This is a genomic window from Klenkia soli (assembly GCF_900103975.1).
Lineage (GTDB): Bacteria > Actinomycetota > Actinomycetes > Mycobacteriales > Geodermatophilaceae > Klenkia > Klenkia soli.
In genome coordinates this window covers 103,974-118,820 of sequence record NZ_FNIR01000012.1, presented here as the reverse complement: position 1 = coordinate 118,820, position 14,847 = coordinate 103,974, and the positions used below count along the sequence as shown (strand labels likewise).

Genomic DNA, 14,847 nt, shown 5'->3' with positions numbered 1-14,847 from the left:
GGTGCACGGAGGACGTCAGCGGGCGGGGTCCAGGACCAGCTTGCCGGTGCTGCGGCGCGAGCGGAGGTCCTGGTGGGCCTCGCGGACGGCGGTCATCGGGTACCGGCCGCCGATGACCGGGCGCAGGTCGCCGGCCGCGGTGAGCGAGAGCAGGTCGGTCATCGCCTCGTCCAGCATCTCCGGCCGGGCGGTGCAGTGCGCCAGCCAGAACCCGACGACGGCCCGGCTGGTGCCCATGAGGGACGCCGGGGCCACGGCCGAGGCGGCCTGCCGGGAGGCCATGCCGTAGGCGGCGATCCGCCCGAACGGGGCCAGCGCCGACAGCGCGCCGTCGAACACGGTGCCGCCGGTCATCTCCAGGACGACGTCGACCCGCGCGCCGCCGTTGGCCTCGCGCAGGGCGGCGGTGAACGCCTTCGGGTCGTCGTCGGCCAGGGCCGGGTCGACGGTGGCGTCGGCCCCCAGCTCCTCGGCGAGTTCACGCTTCTCCGGGGAGGACGCGGTGGCGATCACCCGGGCGGCACCCCACCGCTTCGCGAGCTGGATGGCCAGCGTGCCCACCCCACCCGCGCCGGCCATCACGACCACGGACTCGCCGGCCGCCAGGTGGGTGGAGGTGCGCAGCAGGTGCCACGCGGTGGTGCCCTGCAGCACGAGCGCGAGGGCCTGCTCGTCGGTCACGCCCTCCGGCAGGGCCCAGGTCGTCCGGGGATCGTGGACGACGGTGTCCGCGTAGCCCCCACCGCCCAGCAGCAGCCCGACGACGCGGTCGCCACCGCCCGCAGGCCGCCCCACGAACTCGGCGCCCGGGACCAGCGGGAGCTGCTGCTTCGCCAGGTAGGAGTCCTCGACCTGGTGGGTGTCGGCGTAGTTCACCCCCGCCGCGCTCACCCGGTAGAGCTGCTGGCCCTCGCCGGGCGTCGGGTCGGGGAGGTCGACGACGTCGAGGACCTCGGGGCCGCCGAAGCGGGTGATCTGCACGGCACGCATGCGCCCGAGGCTAGGGCCCGCCGGTAGCGTGCCCGCTCGTGCCTGCCCCCGCCGACCTCCTGCCCACCGCGACCCGCATCGCCGACGCCCTGCTGGAGGTCCAGCAGCGGGTCAACGAGCAGGTCGACGCCACCCACGCGCAGCTGCTCCCCGGTGTGCAGGCGCTGCTGGGCGTCGAGCCGGACGGTGCCGTCGACCCCGGGGACCTGGTCGACCAGCGGATCACCGGCGCCAGCGCCGTCGTCACCCCGGCCGCGGTGGCCGCGCTGGTCCCGCTGACGGCGGCGTCGGCGGCCACCACCCGCGCCGGGCGCCGCGCGGTGGGTGCCGTCGTCCGCGGGGACGACGACCGGCTGGCCGTCATCGCGGGGCCCTGCTCGATCCACGACCCGGTGGCGGCGCTGGAGTACGCGGCGTTCCTGGCCGCGATGCGCGAGCGGCACGGCGCCGACCTCGAGATCGTCATGCGGACCTACACCGAGAAGCCGCGCACCGAGGTGGACTGGAAGGGCTTCGCCTACGACCCGTTCCTGGACGGGTCCAGCCGGATCAGCGTCGGCCTGGTCGCCACCCGCATGCTGATGGCCGAGATCACCGCGCTGGGCGTCCCGGTCGCCGCCGAGCCGCTGAACGCCCTGACCCCGCAGTACGTCGACGGCCTGGTCACCTACAACGGGGTCGGCGCCCGCAACGTCACCGACCAGACCGCGCGCGAGCGGGTCTCCGGGTTCTCCTCCGTCATCGGGTTCAAGAACTCCCCGGAGGGCAGCGTCGACGTCGCCGTGTCGGCGGTCATCTCGGCCCGCTCGGGGCACGACTTCCTCGGCGTCGACCGGCACGGGGTCTCCGCCCAGCTGGGGACGACGGGGAACGACACCGGCCACGTCATCCTCCGGGGGGACGCCGCCGGTCCGAACTACTCGGCCGAGCACGTCGCGGACACCAAGCGCCGGCTGGCCGCCCGCGGGCTGCCCGAGGTGCTGGTGGTCGACGCCTCCCACGGCAACAGCCAGAAGGACCACGTGCGGCAGGTCCAGGTCGTCCGCGACCTCGCCGGGCAGATCGCCGGCGGCGAGCAGGGGATCCGCGGGGTGATGGTCGAGAGCAACCTGGTCGCCGGTCGGCAGGACCTCGACCGCACCGCCCCGGGCTCGCTGACCTACGGGCAGAGCGTCACCGACGCCTGCGTCGACCTGCCCACCACCGAGCAGCTCCTCGCCGACCTGGCGGCTGCCGTCCGCGCCCGCCGGGCCGGCTGACGTGGACGGTCATCGGCCCAGTCGGAGCCCCTGCGCCACCAGCTGCATGTAGCGGTCCCGCTCGGCCGGCCGGTGCCGGTCGGGGGCCTGCACCATCACCAGGAACAGGTCGGCCAGGTCCACGTCGGGTCGCACCAGACCGGCGTCCCGGGACGCCGCCAGCGTCTCCGCCAGGGCCCGCACGGCCCGGTCCGCGGCCGGGTCGACGGGCCCGGTGTCGTCGTCGGCGACGCCGAGCGCCCGGGCGGCCTCGGCCACGGTCCGGCTCGCACTGGGCCCCTGCGCGATCGTCACGAAGAAGTCGACCAGCTGCTGCCACGGGTCGGCGCCGTCCCGCACCCGGTCCCGGGCGGCCTCGGCCAGGTCGGCGAGCTCGGTGACGGTCTCGGCCAGCACGGCCTGCACCAGGTCGGTCTTGGTGGGGAAGTGCCGGTAGAGCGTGCCGACGGCGACCCCGGCCCGGACGGCGATGCCGTCCATCGTCAGCTCGGAACCGGGGTCACCCAGCAGCTCGCGGGCGGCGGCCACGATCGCGCCGCGGTTGCGGATCCGGTCGGCACGCACCACGGGAACATGAACCATCGTTCATGCTGTTGTCAAAGGTGAACGGGAGTTCATCCTCCATCCGGGTCTCACCGACGAGAGCAGGTCCCATGCCCAGCCCCAGCCGCCACCGCGTCGTCGTCATCGGGTCCGGCGTCGCCGGCATCCTCACCGCGATCAAGCTGCGCGAGCGGGGGATCACCGACTTCGTCGTGCTGGAGAAGGCCGACACCCTCGGCGGCACCTGGCGGGACAACCGCTACCCGGGCGCGGCCTGCGACGTCCCGGCGCACCTGTACAGCTACTCGTTCGCGCCCAACGCCTCCTGGACGCACCGTTTCGCCACCGCCCCCGACCTGTGGGCCTACTTCCACGGTGTCGCCGAGGAGCACGGCGTGCTGCCGCACGTGCGCTACCGCACCGAGGTCGCCGACGCCCGGTACGACGCGGGCACCTGGCACCTGACCACCACCGCGGGCGACCAGCTGGACGCCGACGTCGTGATCAGCGCGGTGGGTCGGCTGCACCAGCCCCGGTACCCCGACATCGCCGGCCTCGACGACTTCGCCGGCCCGGTCTTCCACTCGGCCCGCTGGCCCGCCGACCTCGACATCGCGGGGAAGCGGGTCGGGCTGATCGGCACCGGCAGCTCGGCCACCCAGATCACCGCGGCGGTCGTGGGGCAGGTCGACCGGCTGACCCTCTTCCAGCGCACCGCGCAGTGGGTGTGGCCGATGGACAACACCCCGATCCCGCTGTGGCGCAAGGCGCTGCTGCACCTGTCGAAGCGGTACGGCACCCGCTACTACTGGTCGCTCAAGGAGCAGATCGACTTCATCGGCCGCGCCGCGAAGGGCGACCCGGCCGCCGTCGAGGCCCGCAACCAGACCGTGCGGGACGCCCTGGGCACCGTCCGCGACCCCGAGCTGCGGGCCAAGCTCACGCCGGACTACGAGATCGGCTGCAAGCGGCTGGTCATCTCGGGCACCTTCTACGACGCCGTGCAGCAGCCGAACGTCGACGTCGTCACCACCGGGATCCAGCAGGTCGAGGCCGGCGGGCTCCGGACGACGGACGGCGAGCTGCACGAGCTCGACGTGCTGGTGCTGGCCACCGGCTTCCACGCCGACGCCTACGTGCGCCCGATGACCGTCACCGGCGAGGACGGCGTCACCCTCGACGACGTCTGGGCCGACGTCCCGATGAACTACAAGTCCGTCGCGATCCCGCACATGCCGGACTTCTTCCTGATCAACGGCCCGTTCTCACCCGGCGGCAGCTCCTCGGTGCTGGGCATCATCGAGACCCACGTGGACTACGTGCTGCAGCTGGTCGACCGGGTGCTCGCCGAGGACGTCGCGCTGGCCCCGGACCCCGACCGCAGCGCCGAGCTGCTGGCGGAGATCCGCCAGCGGGCGTCGCAGACGGTGTGGGGGACCGGCGGCTGCACCAGCTGGTACCTGGACGAGGACGGCGTGCCGCTGGTCAACCCGGTGCTGCTCGACGAGCTCGCCGCGGACATGGCCACCCCGGTGCCGGAGGACTTCGTGGTCAGCGCCCGGGCCGGGTCCAGCGCAGGCTGAGCCCGGCGGCCTGCCGACGTCCGGCCTGCGCGCTCGCGGTCCGGACGGCGGGGTCCAGCGGGTCCGGGCCGATCGCGACGACGGAGGCCTCGTCGGGGTGCACCACCTCGACGTCCGCCCCGGTGTCCCGCAGCCGGGCGACCTCGTCGGCCAGCTCGGGGGCGCGGTCGGGCTGCATGGGCGACAGCACCAGCACGGCTGTCGCCCCGGCGGCCAGGTCGGCGTGGTTGGTCGAGGCCGCGCCGCCGTCGACGTAGCGGCGGCCCTCGATCTCCACCGGTGACCAGATGCCGGGCACCGCGCAGCTGGCGGCCACCGCGTCGACCAGGTCCACGCCGTCGGCGGCGGTGAACACCCGCACGTCGCCGGAGACGGCGTCCACCGCGGTGATCCGCAGGTCGTCGGCCGGCCACCCGGCCCCGGCCAGCCGCGCGGCGATCACGGCGCGCCGGGCCGCGGGGCTCGGGGTGTCGGCGGCCAGGGCCAGCGCCCCGATCGCCCGACGACGGTCGGCCGGGTCGACCAGGCCGTCGGTGCGGGCGGTGATCTCGTCGAGCAGGGCCATCAGCGACACCGTCGGCACCAGCTCGGCGACCTGGGCAGCCGGGTCGCTCTGCCGGCGGTGCAGCTCGGGCAGGCCGACGCCGGAGGTCAGCTGGGCGGCGGTCGTGGCACCCGCGGAGGTGCCGACGACGACGTCGGCGGCCAGCTCGCCACCGGCCTCGGCCAGGCCCAGGAGCAGGCCGGTCTCCCAGGCGACGCCGGCGACGCCACCACCACCGAGGACGAGGGCGCGGGTCACCACCCCAGTCTGCGGCACGATCGGCCCGGGGCTGCGGTCCGTCCGGCGGAGGCATCCGGTACCTCAGGATGATCCGCCGGGGCACCCGACCGGAGATGCTCGATGCGTGCGTCCCCACCACCGTCCGGCCCCGTCGTGATCACGAACTGGGTGCTCGACCACCCGTGGGCCAACGCGGTCGGCATGGCCCTGCTGCTGCTCCTCGGCCCGACGGTCGGGGCATGGCTGGCCGACCAGCCGCGTCGGGCCTGGTGGGCAGCCGCGCTCTCGACGGTCCCGGTCGCCGTCCTCACGATGGCCCCGACGGGTCGCCGGTCACCCGCCGTCGGGTGCACGGTGCAGTGGTCGCTGCCGGACTTCGGCACCCCCGAGCTGATGGCGAACGTGCTGCTGTTCGCCCTCCCCGCGGTGCTGGTCACCGTGGCCTCGCGCAGGCCGGCGACGACGCTGGTCGGCGCGACCGTGCTGTCGGTCGGCATCGAGGCGGTGCAGGCCGTCGCCGTCGACCTCGGCCGGGCCTGCGACACCACCGACTGGCTGTGCAACACCCTGGGCGCCGGGCTCGGCGTGGCCCTGGGCTGCTGCGCCCTGCTGCTGCACCGCCGGGTCGTCACATCTGGGGCTGGCGGTAGGGGTCGTGCTCGGCGAGCAGGCGCTCCAGGCGCGCCTCGTCCAGGCGGGACAGCACCGTCGAGCCCTCCTGCGCGTCGCGGATGACCTTCGCGAGCGTGAACGACGACGTGATGACGAACAGCCCGGTCATGCCGAGGAACAGCCGCTGCCAGATGTCGATGGGCAGGTAGGCGATCCCGATCATCATGCCGACGGCGCTGACGCCGAAGGCGATCGCGGCCTGGGCGAAGAAGGCGGCGGTGTTCTTGTTCTTCATCGGGTTCGTGCTGTTCACGGTGGTCCTCCTCGGTGCCCGGACGCCCGGTGCGTCCGCCGAGGACGACGGTGCCCGGTCGCGGTCGCCCGGCACTCCGTAGTGCTACCCGACTCGGGGCGCGTACTGCCCGCCGGTCGTGTTGGGTAGGGGGCAACGCCGTCGACCCCCGGGAGACCACTCCGTGCCTGCTCTGACCACGCTCACCGGGGCGGCCACCGTGGCCTACTCGGCCGCGATCCTCGTCAAGCCCGACCTGATGCTGAAGCCCGGCGGCATGGGCCGCGGCCAGGACCACCCCCTGCTCACGCGGATGGTCGGGGTTCGCGACGCCGCCGTCGGCCTGGCGATGGTGCTGGCACCGGCCGGGCCGGTCCGCCGCGCCGTGGTCGGTGCCCGGGTGGCCAGCGACTGGGGCGACGCCCTCGTCATGGGCATCGGGCTGCGCGGCCGCGACAGCCGCGGCAAGGCGGTCGGCGTCGGGGTGGTCTGGGGCGCGCTGTGCCTGGCCGCCCTCAGGTACGACGAGCGGTAGCCAGCAGCCGGACGACGGCGGGGGAGCGGCGGACGGTGATGACCCGCCCCTGCCGGGCCGCGGCGTCCAGGTGGTCCAGCACGAGGTCCAGCGCAGCCGGTGACGGCGCGGTCACCGAGCCGGCGTCGACGGCGTCCACCGGGTGCGGTTCGCGGCCGTGGTCGGTGTGGAACTCCGCGACCACCTGCTCGGTGACGTCGCCGGCCAGGCACAGCACTCCCCGGCCGGAGGTGTTCACCAGCCGGACCACCCCGCGCGCGCCGGCCAGACCCATGTCCCGAGTGTGCGCCCTACCGGCGGGTAGCCCGGGCGGCCCCGACGACGTCGGTGGGCACCGCTAGGTTTCTCGCGACGGACGGCGGACGAGCGCGGGAGTGGCAGTGGGCAGATCGGTGCTGGTGACCGGCGGCAACCGGGGGATCGGGTTGGCGATCGCCCGGTCGTTCGCCGAGCAGGGCGACTCCGTGGCGGTCACCCACCGGGGCAGCGGTGCGCCCGAGGGGCTGTTCGGCGTGCAGTGCGACGTGACCTCGAGCGAGGACGTCGACGCCGCCTTCACCGCGGTCGAGGAGCACCAGGGCCCGGTCGAGGTGCTGGTCAGCAACGCCGGCATCACCCGTGACGGTCTCCTGATGCGCATGGGCGAGGACGCCTTCACCGACGTCATCGACGCCAACCTCACCGCCGCCTACCGGGTGGCCAAGCGGGCCAGCGCCAAGATGGTGCGGGCCCGCAGCGGCCGCATGGTCTTCGTCTCGAGCGTCGTCGGGCTGCTCGGCTCGGCCGGCCAGGTGAACTACGCCGCCTCGAAGTCCGGGCTCGTCGGGTTGGCCCGGTCGATCGCCCGCGAGCTCGGCGGGCGCGGCATCACCGCGAACGTGGTGGCGCCCGGTTTCGTGCGCACCGACATGACCGCGGAGCTCCCGGAGAAGCGCCAGCAGGAGATCCTCGCGCAGGTGCCGCTGGGTCGGCTGGCCGAGGCCGACGAGATCGCGAGCGTCGTGCGCTTCCTGGCGTCCGAGCAGGCGGGGTACATCACCGGGGCCGTCGTCCCGGTGGACGGCGGACTGGGAATGGGGCACTGAGCATGGGAATCCTCGAGGGCAAGACGGTCCTGATCGCCGGGGTGCTGACCGAGGCGTCGATCGCCTTCTCGGCGGCCCGCATCGCGCAGGAGCAGGGCGCCACCGTCGTCCTGTCGAACTTCGGGCGGGCGCTGAGCCTGTGCCAGCGGATCGCCAAGCGGCTCCCGCACGAGGCCGCCGTCGTCGAGCTCGACGTCACGAACACCGAGCACCTGGCCACCCTGGCCGACCGGCTCCGCGAGGTGCTGCCCGAGGGCGCGAAGCTCGACGGCGTCGTGCACTCCATCGGGTTCGCGCCGCAGGAGGCCATGGGCGAGGGGTTCCCCGAGGTCGCCTGGGAGCACGCGGCCACCGCCTTCCAGGTCTCCACCTGGTCGCTGGCCTCGCTCACCCAGGCCTGCCGACCGCTGTTCGCCGACAAGGCCTCGGTGGTCGGGCTGACCTTCGACGCGACGGTCGCGTGGCCGGTCTACGGCTGGATGGGTGCGGCCAAGGCCGCCCTGGAGTCCACCTCCCGCTACCTGGCCCGCGAGCTGGGCCCCGAGGGCGTGCGGGTGAACCTGGTCGCGGCCGGCCCCCTGCGCACCATGGCCATGAAGTCGATCCCGGGCAGCGCGCAGTTCGAGGAGGCATGGGAGGGCAAGGCGCCGCTGGGCTGGTCGGTCACCGACACCGAGCCCTCGGGCAAGGCCATCGTGGCGCTGCTCAGCGAGTGGTTCCCGGCGACGACGGGTGAGATCGTGCACGTGGACGGCGGGTTCCACGCCGTCGGGGTATGACTGGGCGGTGACCGAACAGCTCCTGCCCGCACGGCCCGCCCACCCGCTGCCCGACGGGGTGTCCATCACCCCCGAGGGCCAGCGTCCCGACCAGGAGCCCTCCCTCGCCGCCCGCAACAACGGCGGCGTCGTCCCCGGGGCCGCCCCGGCACCGGCCGGACGCCGCGAGGCGCTGCTGGTGCTCGGGTTCGGCGGCCCCGAGGGGCACGAGCAGGTGATGCCGTTCCTGGAGAACGTCACCCGGGGTCGTGGCATCCCGCGTGAGCGGCTGGAGTCGGTCGCCGAGCACTACCACCACTTCGACGGCGTCAGCCCGATCAACGACCAGAACAAGGCGCTGGTCGCCGCGCTGCGCGGCGCCGGCGTCGACCTGCCGGTCTACTGGGGCAACCGCAACTGGGCGCCCTACGTCGAGGACGTCTGGCGCGAGATGGCCACCGACGGCGTCGAGCACGCCTACGTGCTGGCCACCTCGGCCTACGCCTCGTTCTCCGGCTGCCGGCAGTACCACGAGGACGTCGCCCGGGCCCGGGTCGCGCTGGAGTCCGACCCCGACGGCCCCACCGGCCCGACGGCGGAGAAGCTGCCGCACTACTTCGACGCCGAGGGCTTCGTGCAGGCCAACGCCGACGCCCTGGCCGCAGCGCTGGCCGAGCTGCCCGCCGAGCTGCGCGACGGCGCCCGGCTGGTCGCCACCGCGCACAGCATCCCGAACGCGATGGCCGCCGTCGCCGGGCCGCAGGGCCACACCTACGAGCGCGAGCTCGAGGCCGCCGCCCGGCTCGTGGTGGACCGGGTCGCGCCGGGCCGGTCGTTCGACCTCGTGTGGCAGTCGCGGTCCGGCCCGCCGTCCGTCCCGTGGCTGGAGCCCGACGTCAACGACCACCTGCGCACGGTGGCCGAGGCCGGCGAGCAGGCGGTCGTGGTGTTCCCGGTGGGCTTCATCTCCGACCACCTCGAGGTGATCTGGGACCTCGACAACGAGGCCGAGGAGACCGCCGGCGAGCTGGGCCTGGCCTTCGCCCGCGCGGGCACGGCGGGCACCCACCCGGCCTTCGTGCGCAGCCTGGTGGACCTCCTCGCCGAACGCCGCGCCGGCGGCGAGCCGAGACTGGGCACCAACTGCCCCGCGAACTGCTGCTTCGTGGAACGCCCCGCCGGCCGCCCGGGGTCAGTCCCCGCGAGTTGATCATCGCCAGTTGCAGGTGGGACACCCCGGACGCCAGCGTGTCCCACCTGTCGATGGCGATGATCAACTGCGGGAGAAGCGGCTAGCGGGGGAGCCAGTTCCAGACGGCCGTGGTGGCTTCGCGGACGGCGTCGGCGAGCGGGCGCAGGGCCTGCTCCCGGGCGGCCATCTGGCCGACCGTGACCGCCGCACCCGGGGCGTCGGCGAGGGCCAGGTCGAGCACGGTGGCCAGCCGGCGGGCCCGGGTCAGGACCGAGACGGCGACCGGGTCGGTGTCCGGGGGCAGGCCCGGGTCCTCGGCGCGGCCGGCGAGCCCGGCCAGCAGGGCGGGGACCTCGGGGTGCCAACGGGCCAGGTCCAGGGCGGCCAGGGTGCGGGCGGCGTCGCCCACGGCGAGGTCCAGCCGGCCCGACAGCGACCGGAGCGTGCCCTCGACCGGCGGCGGGGCCAGCACCCCCGGCGGTACCTCGACCGCCGTCCACAGCACCGCCTCGGAGGTCGCCGACTCCGGCAGCAGGACCAGGGTGTCCCCGACCACCACCTGGCCGGCCTCGACCGCCGCGGCGGCCAGGCCGGGCAGCGGGGGCAGCCCGTGGACGTCGCCGGGCACCGGCAGCACCAGCCGCAGCCGGCGTTCGCCCCGTCCGCGCAGCGAGGTCAGCACCCCGCCGAGCGGCTGCGCGCCGTCGGGCAGGCCACCGACCACGTGGGCGCGGTCGCCGGTCACCGCCTCCAGCGCGTCGTCGTAGGGGGCGCGTCCACCCAGCCAGGCGGTGGCCCAGGCGGCGAGGCGGCCGGCGGGGTCGCCCGCGGCTCGGCGGGTCCTGAGGTCGGGCACCCGGTCGAGGGTATGCGCGCGACGGCGCGTCACCGGCGACCACCTCTGCCAGACTCGGGTCATGACCGCCTGGCTGCTCTGGTTGATCGCCGCGGGTCTGTTCACCGCCGGTGAGGTCGCCAGCCTGGACCTCGTGCTCCTCATGTTCGCCGGCGGTGCGCTGGGCGGGATGGCGGTGGCCCTGCTGGGCGGGGCGGTGGCGTTCCAGCTGCTGGCGTTCGTCGTGGTCTCCCTGGGCCTGCTGCTGCTCGTGCGTCCGGTGGCCAAGCGGCACCTGACCGAGCGCACCCCGGAGCAGATCGACGGGGTCGAGGTCTACGTGGGGCGCACCGCCGAGGTGAGCGAGCGGGTGACCGGGCAGTCGGGTCAGGTGCGCATGGGCCACGACGAGTGGTCGGCCCGCACCCAGATCGACGGCGAGACCTACGAGGTCGGCCAGACGGTGCGCATCGTGCAGATCGAGGGCCCGATCGCCTACGTGTCGCACGCCTGAGGCGACCTGCCGGTGGCCCCGCGGAACTGCAGCGGGCAGGATCGGCGGTGATCACCCGCCGACGTCAGGAGCGCACCACCCGTGGAAGCCCTCATCGCACTGCTCGTGATCGCCGTCCTGGTGATCATCGTGCTGGCCAAGAGCGTCACGATCGTCCCGCAGGCCCAGGCCAAGGTGGTCGAGCGCTTCGGCCGCTACAGCCGCACGCTCTCCCCGGGCCTGGCCATCCTGGTGCCCTTCGCGGACCGGGTGCGGGCCACCATCGACCTGCGCGAGCAGGTCATCAGCTTCCCGCCGCAGCCGGTCATCACCGCCGACAACCTGCAGGTCGGCATCGACACCGTCGTGTACTTCCAGGTCACCGACCCGCGGCTGGCCGTCTACGGCATCGCGAACTACATCACCGGCATGGAGCAGCTGACCACCACCACGCTGCGCAACGTGGTCGGCGGGCTGAACCTCGAGGGCGCGCTGACCGGCCGCGACGGCATCAACTCCCAGCTCCGCTCGGTGCTGGACGGCACCACCGGCCCGTGGGGCCTGCGGGTCGCCCGGGTCGAGATCAAGGCCATCGACCCGCCGCTGTCCATCCAGGACTCCATGGAGAAGCAGATGCGCGCGGACCGCGACAAGCGGGCCACCATCCTCACCGCCGAGGGTCAGCGGCAGTCGGCGATCATGACGGCCGAGGGCCAGAAGGCCAGCCAGATCCTCGCCGCCGAGGGCCACAAGACCGCGGCCATCCTCGAGGCCGAGGCCGAGCGGCAGTCCCGCATCCTGCGCGCCGAGGGTGAGCGCGCGGCGCTGTTCCTGCAGGCCCAGGGCCAGGCGAAGTCGATCGAGACGGTCTTCCAGGCGATCCACGACGGCAAGCCCGACCAGGGGCTGCTGGCCTACCAGTACCTGCAGACGTTGCCCAAGATCGCCCAGGGCGACGCCAACAAGATGTGGATCGTGCCCAGCGAGTTCTCCTCCGCGCTGGAGGGGCTGGCCAACCTCGGCGGCGCCGGCAAGGGCCCCGCTGCCGACGGCGAACCCCGCCGCTCCTGGCTCGACGTGGACGCCCAGGAGCCGGCACCGGCCCGGCCGGCCCAGCAGCTGGACACCTCGGACTGGTTCGAGTCCCGGGTGCCGCGTGCGGCCGACCAGCCCGAGGCCAAGCTCGAGATGAGCACGCTGGACGACGTCGCGCCCGAGTCCCCGCACCCGGCGATGCCCAGCACGCCGTCGCTGGCCGAGCTCACCGCCGAGGTGAAGGAGTCCGGCGCCGCGGCCGACCCGCGCAACCAGGCCGCCGACGAGCCCGAGGACGACGACGACGCCCCCGTGCCGCCCTCGCCCTACGGCCAGCAGGGCCCGCAGCAGGGCGGCCAGTACGGCGGCCCGCCCCCGCAGTGGCAGCAGACCCAGCAGCAGGGCCCACCACCCGGCTGGCAGCAGGGTCCGCCCCCGGGCTACCAGGGCCGCTGAGACGACGAACCCCCCGTGCCGCACTGCGGACACGGGGGGTTCGTCGTGGAGGGCTCAGTCGTCCTTCAGCAGTCCTTCGCGGAGCTTGGCCAACGTCTGGGCCAGGAGCCGCGAGACGTGCATCTGGGAGATGCCGATGTCCGCGGCGATCTGCGACTGGGTCATGTTGCCGAAGAACCGCAGGATGAGGATGCGGCGCTCGCGGGCCGGGATGGTGGCCAGCAGCGGCTGCAGCGACTCGCGGTACTCGACGCCCTCGAGCGCGGCGTCCTCCTGGCCCAGGGTGGCGGCCAGGGTGGGGGAGTCCTCCTCGCCCGAGAGCCGCTCGTCCAGCGACGAGGAGCGGTAGGCGTTGGCCACCTGCAGGCCCTCGAGCACCTCGGCCCGCGGGATGCCCAGGTACTCGGCGAGCTCGGACGGGTTGGGGGCCCGGCCGTTCTTCTGCGCGAGGTCGCCGACGGCGGCGTTCAGCGACAGGTGCAGCTCCTGCAGGCGGCGCGGCACCCGCACCGACCAGCCCTGGTCGCGGAAGTGCCGCTTGATCTCCCCGGTGATGGTGGGGACGGCGAAGGACAGGAACTCGACGCCGCGGGTCGGGTCGAACCGGTCGATCGCCGCGATCAGGCCCAGCGTGCCGACCTGCAGCAGGTCGTCGAAGGGCTCGCCGCGGTTGCTGAAGCGCCGGGCGAAGTGCCGGACCAGCGGCAGGTGCTCCTGGACCAGGGTTTCCCGCAGCCGCTCACGGCGCGGGTCGTCCGGTTCGAGGCCGGCCAGCTCGACGAACAGCGGCGCGGTGCGCTCGGCCCGCCGCCGGTTCTCCGAGACGGGGGGAGCCGGCTCGGCGGCGGGTGCCACCTCGGGCGCCGCCACCTCGGGGGTCTCGTCGGGGGTGGGGGGGTTCTCGGGAGTCGTCACGGCATCCACGTCGGAGCTCGGTGGGGGGATGGTCGGGGCCATGTCGGCCGTCCGCGTCACCGCGCCACCGAGAGGCCGGCGTCGCTGCCGCCCGCTGAGGTGCGCACCGCCGGCGGGAGCTCCTTGGTGAGCACGATGCGGGCCACGGCGCCGTCGCCGCCGTCGCCGGCGGGCACGTCGGCCTGGGTGGACGGCCCGGCGTCGACGGAGTCGACCAGTGCGGCGATGACGGCCCAGCCGAAGCCGTCGCGGGGCACGTCGGTGCCCGGGGCGGTGGACACCCAGGCGTGGATGGCCAGGCCGTCGGGGCCGGCCTCGAACACCGTCACCAGCGGGGTGCCGGGCAGGGCGACGGCGGCCAGCGTGGCGCTGGCCTCGTCGACGGCCAGGCGGAGGTCCTCGACGGCGTCCAGGTCGAAGTCCATGCGCATCGCCAGGTCGCCGGTCATCGCCCGGACGGCGGGCAGCTGGGTGCGCGAGGTGGGGACCCGGAGCTCCAGGCGTTCGGTGCGGCGCGCGCTGGCGCCACCGGTCGTGTCGACCATCGGCTGGTTCGCTCCTCGTGTCTCGTCGTCGCCCACGACGGGCGACCCGGACCAGTCTCCCGCACGCCCCCCGGTCGTGCGCGGCACCTCCACCCGTCCGGGTCCCTCCCCGCAGTTGCCGGGTCCGATGACCTGGGGTGGGATGGTTCTGATGAGCGCTGCCCCGGGGAACCCCCGTCCGCGCGTCGACCCCCTCGTCCTGGACCTCCCTGCGGTCGCGGCCTCCCTGGTCACCGTCCGCCGAGCGCTGGGGCGGTGGCTGTCGGACGCCGAGGTGTCCGCCGACGTCGGCGGGGCGCTGCAGGTGGCGTTGGGCGAGGCCTGCGCCAACGCGGTGGACCACGCCTACCCGGTGGGCACCGAGGGCCCGATGCAGGTGCGGGTGGAGCGCGACGCCGACGGCCGGGTCACCGCCGTCGTGGCCGACCAGGGCTACTGGCGCACCCCGGACGTCGACCCGGGCGACCGCGGCCGCGGGCTGCTGATCATGCACCAGCTCCTCGAGGACGTCGAGATCTCCCGGGGCCCGTCCGGCACCACGATCACCCTGCGGGTGCCGGCCCGCGCGCTCCCCGAGCGGGCGACCGCGTCGGTCGACGAGCTCGCCGTGCTCGAGATCGACCGCAGCGCCGCCGTCCCCCGCGTGGTGGCGACCGCCGCGCTGCCCGACGAGGGTGCCGCCGGGGTCCGGCTGCGGCTGCTGGAGGCCTCGCGCGGCGGCGTCGTGGCCACCGTGCTCGACCTCACCGGTGTCGGCTCCCTCGGCGACGAGGTCGTCGCCGTGGTGGCCGAGGTCGCCGCCATCGGTCGGGCCAACGGCTGGACGCTGCGGGTCGTCGGGGCCGAGGGGCAGCCGGTCCGGGCACTCGGGCACGCCGGGGTGGCGGTCGTGGAGGGCTGAGCTCCCCCCGTCGGGGTACGGACGTTTGCGCAGG

Annotated in this window: 18 protein-coding genes; 10 read left to right on the top strand and 8 right to left on the bottom strand. The window is 74.5% G+C overall.

Annotation, left to right across the window (positions count from 1 at the left end):
- Nucleotides 1-15: 15 nt before the first annotated feature.
- Nucleotides 16-990: a quinone oxidoreductase family protein gene (locus tag BLS67_RS18490; RefSeq protein ID WP_091247925.1), complete on the bottom strand. Its 975-nt coding sequence runs from the start codon at nt 988-990 to the stop codon at nt 16-18.
- A 38-nt stretch (nt 991-1,028) separates the two neighbouring features.
- On the opposite strand from BLS67_RS18490, the gene BLS67_RS18485 reads away from it, so the two are divergent.
- Nucleotides 1,029-2,249 (top strand): 3-deoxy-7-phosphoheptulonate synthase, encoded by a 1,221-nt coding sequence (locus BLS67_RS18485; protein WP_207500720.1) that lies wholly within the window; start codon nt 1,029-1,031, stop codon nt 2,247-2,249.
- A 9-nt stretch (nt 2,250-2,258) separates the two neighbouring features.
- On the opposite strand, the gene BLS67_RS18480 is transcribed toward BLS67_RS18485, so the two are convergent.
- On the bottom strand, nt 2,259-2,813 hold the full coding sequence (locus BLS67_RS18480; RefSeq protein WP_165617657.1) for a TetR/AcrR family transcriptional regulator: 555 nt from the start codon (nt 2,811-2,813) through the stop codon (nt 2,259-2,261).
- A gap of 89 nt (nt 2,814-2,902) precedes the next feature.
- On the opposite strand from BLS67_RS18480, the gene BLS67_RS18475 reads away from it, so the two are divergent.
- Nucleotides 2,903-4,375: a flavin-containing monooxygenase gene (locus BLS67_RS18475; RefSeq protein WP_165617656.1), complete on the top strand. Its 1,473-nt coding sequence runs from the start codon at nt 2,903-2,905 to the stop codon at nt 4,373-4,375.
- Here BLS67_RS18475 and BLS67_RS18470 read toward each other — a convergent pair.
- The gene (locus BLS67_RS18470) at nt 4,344-5,177 is read right to left on the bottom strand and encodes a patatin-like phospholipase family protein (protein ID WP_091248127.1); all 834 of its coding nucleotides are present in this window, start codon (nt 5,175-5,177) and stop codon (nt 4,344-4,346) included. The genes BLS67_RS18475 and BLS67_RS18470 overlap by 32 nt on opposite strands.
- 135 nt (nt 5,178-5,312) lie before the next feature.
- Between BLS67_RS18470 and BLS67_RS18465 the strand changes: the two genes are divergently transcribed.
- Nucleotides 5,313-5,894, top strand: a complete 582-nt coding sequence (locus BLS67_RS18465) for a VanZ family protein (protein ID WP_165617655.1) — start codon at nt 5,313-5,315, stop codon at nt 5,892-5,894.
- Here the strand turns inward: BLS67_RS18465 and BLS67_RS18460 are convergent.
- Complete coding sequence (locus BLS67_RS18460; RefSeq protein WP_207500718.1) at nt 5,788-6,084, bottom strand: YiaA/YiaB family inner membrane protein; 297 nt, start codon at nt 6,082-6,084, stop codon at nt 5,788-5,790. The genes BLS67_RS18465 and BLS67_RS18460 overlap by 107 nt on opposite strands.
- A 163-nt stretch (nt 6,085-6,247) precedes the next feature.
- On the opposite strand from BLS67_RS18460, the gene BLS67_RS18455 reads away from it, so the two are divergent.
- On the top strand, nt 6,248-6,598 hold the full coding sequence (locus BLS67_RS18455) for a hypothetical protein (RefSeq protein WP_091247912.1): 351 nt from the start codon (nt 6,248-6,250) through the stop codon (nt 6,596-6,598).
- Here the strand turns inward: BLS67_RS18455 and BLS67_RS18450 are convergent.
- Nucleotides 6,579-6,872, bottom strand: coding sequence for a hypothetical protein (locus BLS67_RS18450; RefSeq protein ID WP_091247909.1), 294 nt, complete (start codon nt 6,870-6,872; stop codon nt 6,579-6,581). The two genes, BLS67_RS18455 and BLS67_RS18450, sit on opposite strands and share 20 nt — an antisense overlap.
- A gap of 106 nt (nt 6,873-6,978) precedes the next feature.
- Here BLS67_RS18450 and fabG point away from each other — a divergent pair, with 106 nt between their 5' ends.
- From fabG to BLS67_RS18435, 3 genes are read left to right on the top strand one after another with little or no spacing between them, the layout of a single operon-like run.
- On the top strand, nt 6,979-7,683 hold the full coding sequence (fabG, locus tag BLS67_RS18445) for a beta-ketoacyl-ACP reductase (protein WP_091247907.1): 705 nt from the start codon (nt 6,979-6,981) through the stop codon (nt 7,681-7,683).
- Nucleotides 7,684-7,685: 2 nt separating this feature from the next.
- Nucleotides 7,686-8,462, top strand: coding sequence for an enoyl-ACP reductase FabI (fabI, locus tag BLS67_RS18440; protein WP_165617654.1), 777 nt, complete (start codon nt 7,686-7,688; stop codon nt 8,460-8,462).
- 7 nt (nt 8,463-8,469) lie between these two features.
- The gene (locus tag BLS67_RS18435) at nt 8,470-9,651 is read left to right on the top strand and encodes a ferrochelatase (RefSeq protein WP_242654186.1); all 1,182 of its coding nucleotides are present in this window, start codon (nt 8,470-8,472) and stop codon (nt 9,649-9,651) included.
- Between the two features lie 82 nt (nt 9,652-9,733).
- On the opposite strand, the gene BLS67_RS18430 is transcribed toward BLS67_RS18435, so the two are convergent.
- Nucleotides 9,734-10,489 (bottom strand): hypothetical protein, encoded by a 756-nt coding sequence (locus BLS67_RS18430; RefSeq protein ID WP_091247902.1) that lies wholly within the window; start codon nt 10,487-10,489, stop codon nt 9,734-9,736.
- Nucleotides 10,490-10,550: 61 nt separating this feature from the next.
- On the opposite strand from BLS67_RS18430, the gene BLS67_RS18425 reads away from it, so the two are divergent.
- Both BLS67_RS18425 and BLS67_RS18420 read left to right on the top strand, forming a co-directional pair.
- Nucleotides 10,551-10,982: an NfeD family protein gene (locus tag BLS67_RS18425; RefSeq protein ID WP_091247900.1), complete on the top strand. Its 432-nt coding sequence runs from the start codon at nt 10,551-10,553 to the stop codon at nt 10,980-10,982.
- A gap of 81 nt (nt 10,983-11,063) precedes the next feature.
- A complete protein-coding gene (locus BLS67_RS18420; RefSeq protein ID WP_091247898.1) occupies nt 11,064-12,452 on the top strand; it encodes an SPFH domain-containing protein in 1,389 nt (462 codons plus the stop codon).
- Nucleotides 12,453-12,506: 54 nt separating this feature from the next.
- On the opposite strand, the gene BLS67_RS18415 is transcribed toward BLS67_RS18420, so the two are convergent.
- Complete coding sequence (locus BLS67_RS18415; protein WP_242654185.1) at nt 12,507-13,367, bottom strand: RNA polymerase sigma factor SigF; 861 nt, start codon at nt 13,365-13,367, stop codon at nt 12,507-12,509.
- A 56-nt stretch (nt 13,368-13,423) separates the two neighbouring features.
- Nucleotides 13,424-13,912 carry an ATP-binding protein gene (locus BLS67_RS18410; RefSeq protein WP_207500717.1) on the bottom strand — a complete coding sequence of 163 codons (489 nt, stop codon included), beginning with the start codon at nt 13,910-13,912 and terminating at the stop codon, nt 13,424-13,426.
- 151 nt (nt 13,913-14,063) lie between these two features.
- Between BLS67_RS18410 and BLS67_RS18405 the strand changes: the two genes are divergently transcribed.
- Nucleotides 14,064-14,813: an ATP-binding protein gene (locus BLS67_RS18405; RefSeq protein WP_165617653.1), complete on the top strand. Its 750-nt coding sequence runs from the start codon at nt 14,064-14,066 to the stop codon at nt 14,811-14,813.
- Nucleotides 14,814-14,847: the final 34 nt, after the last annotated feature.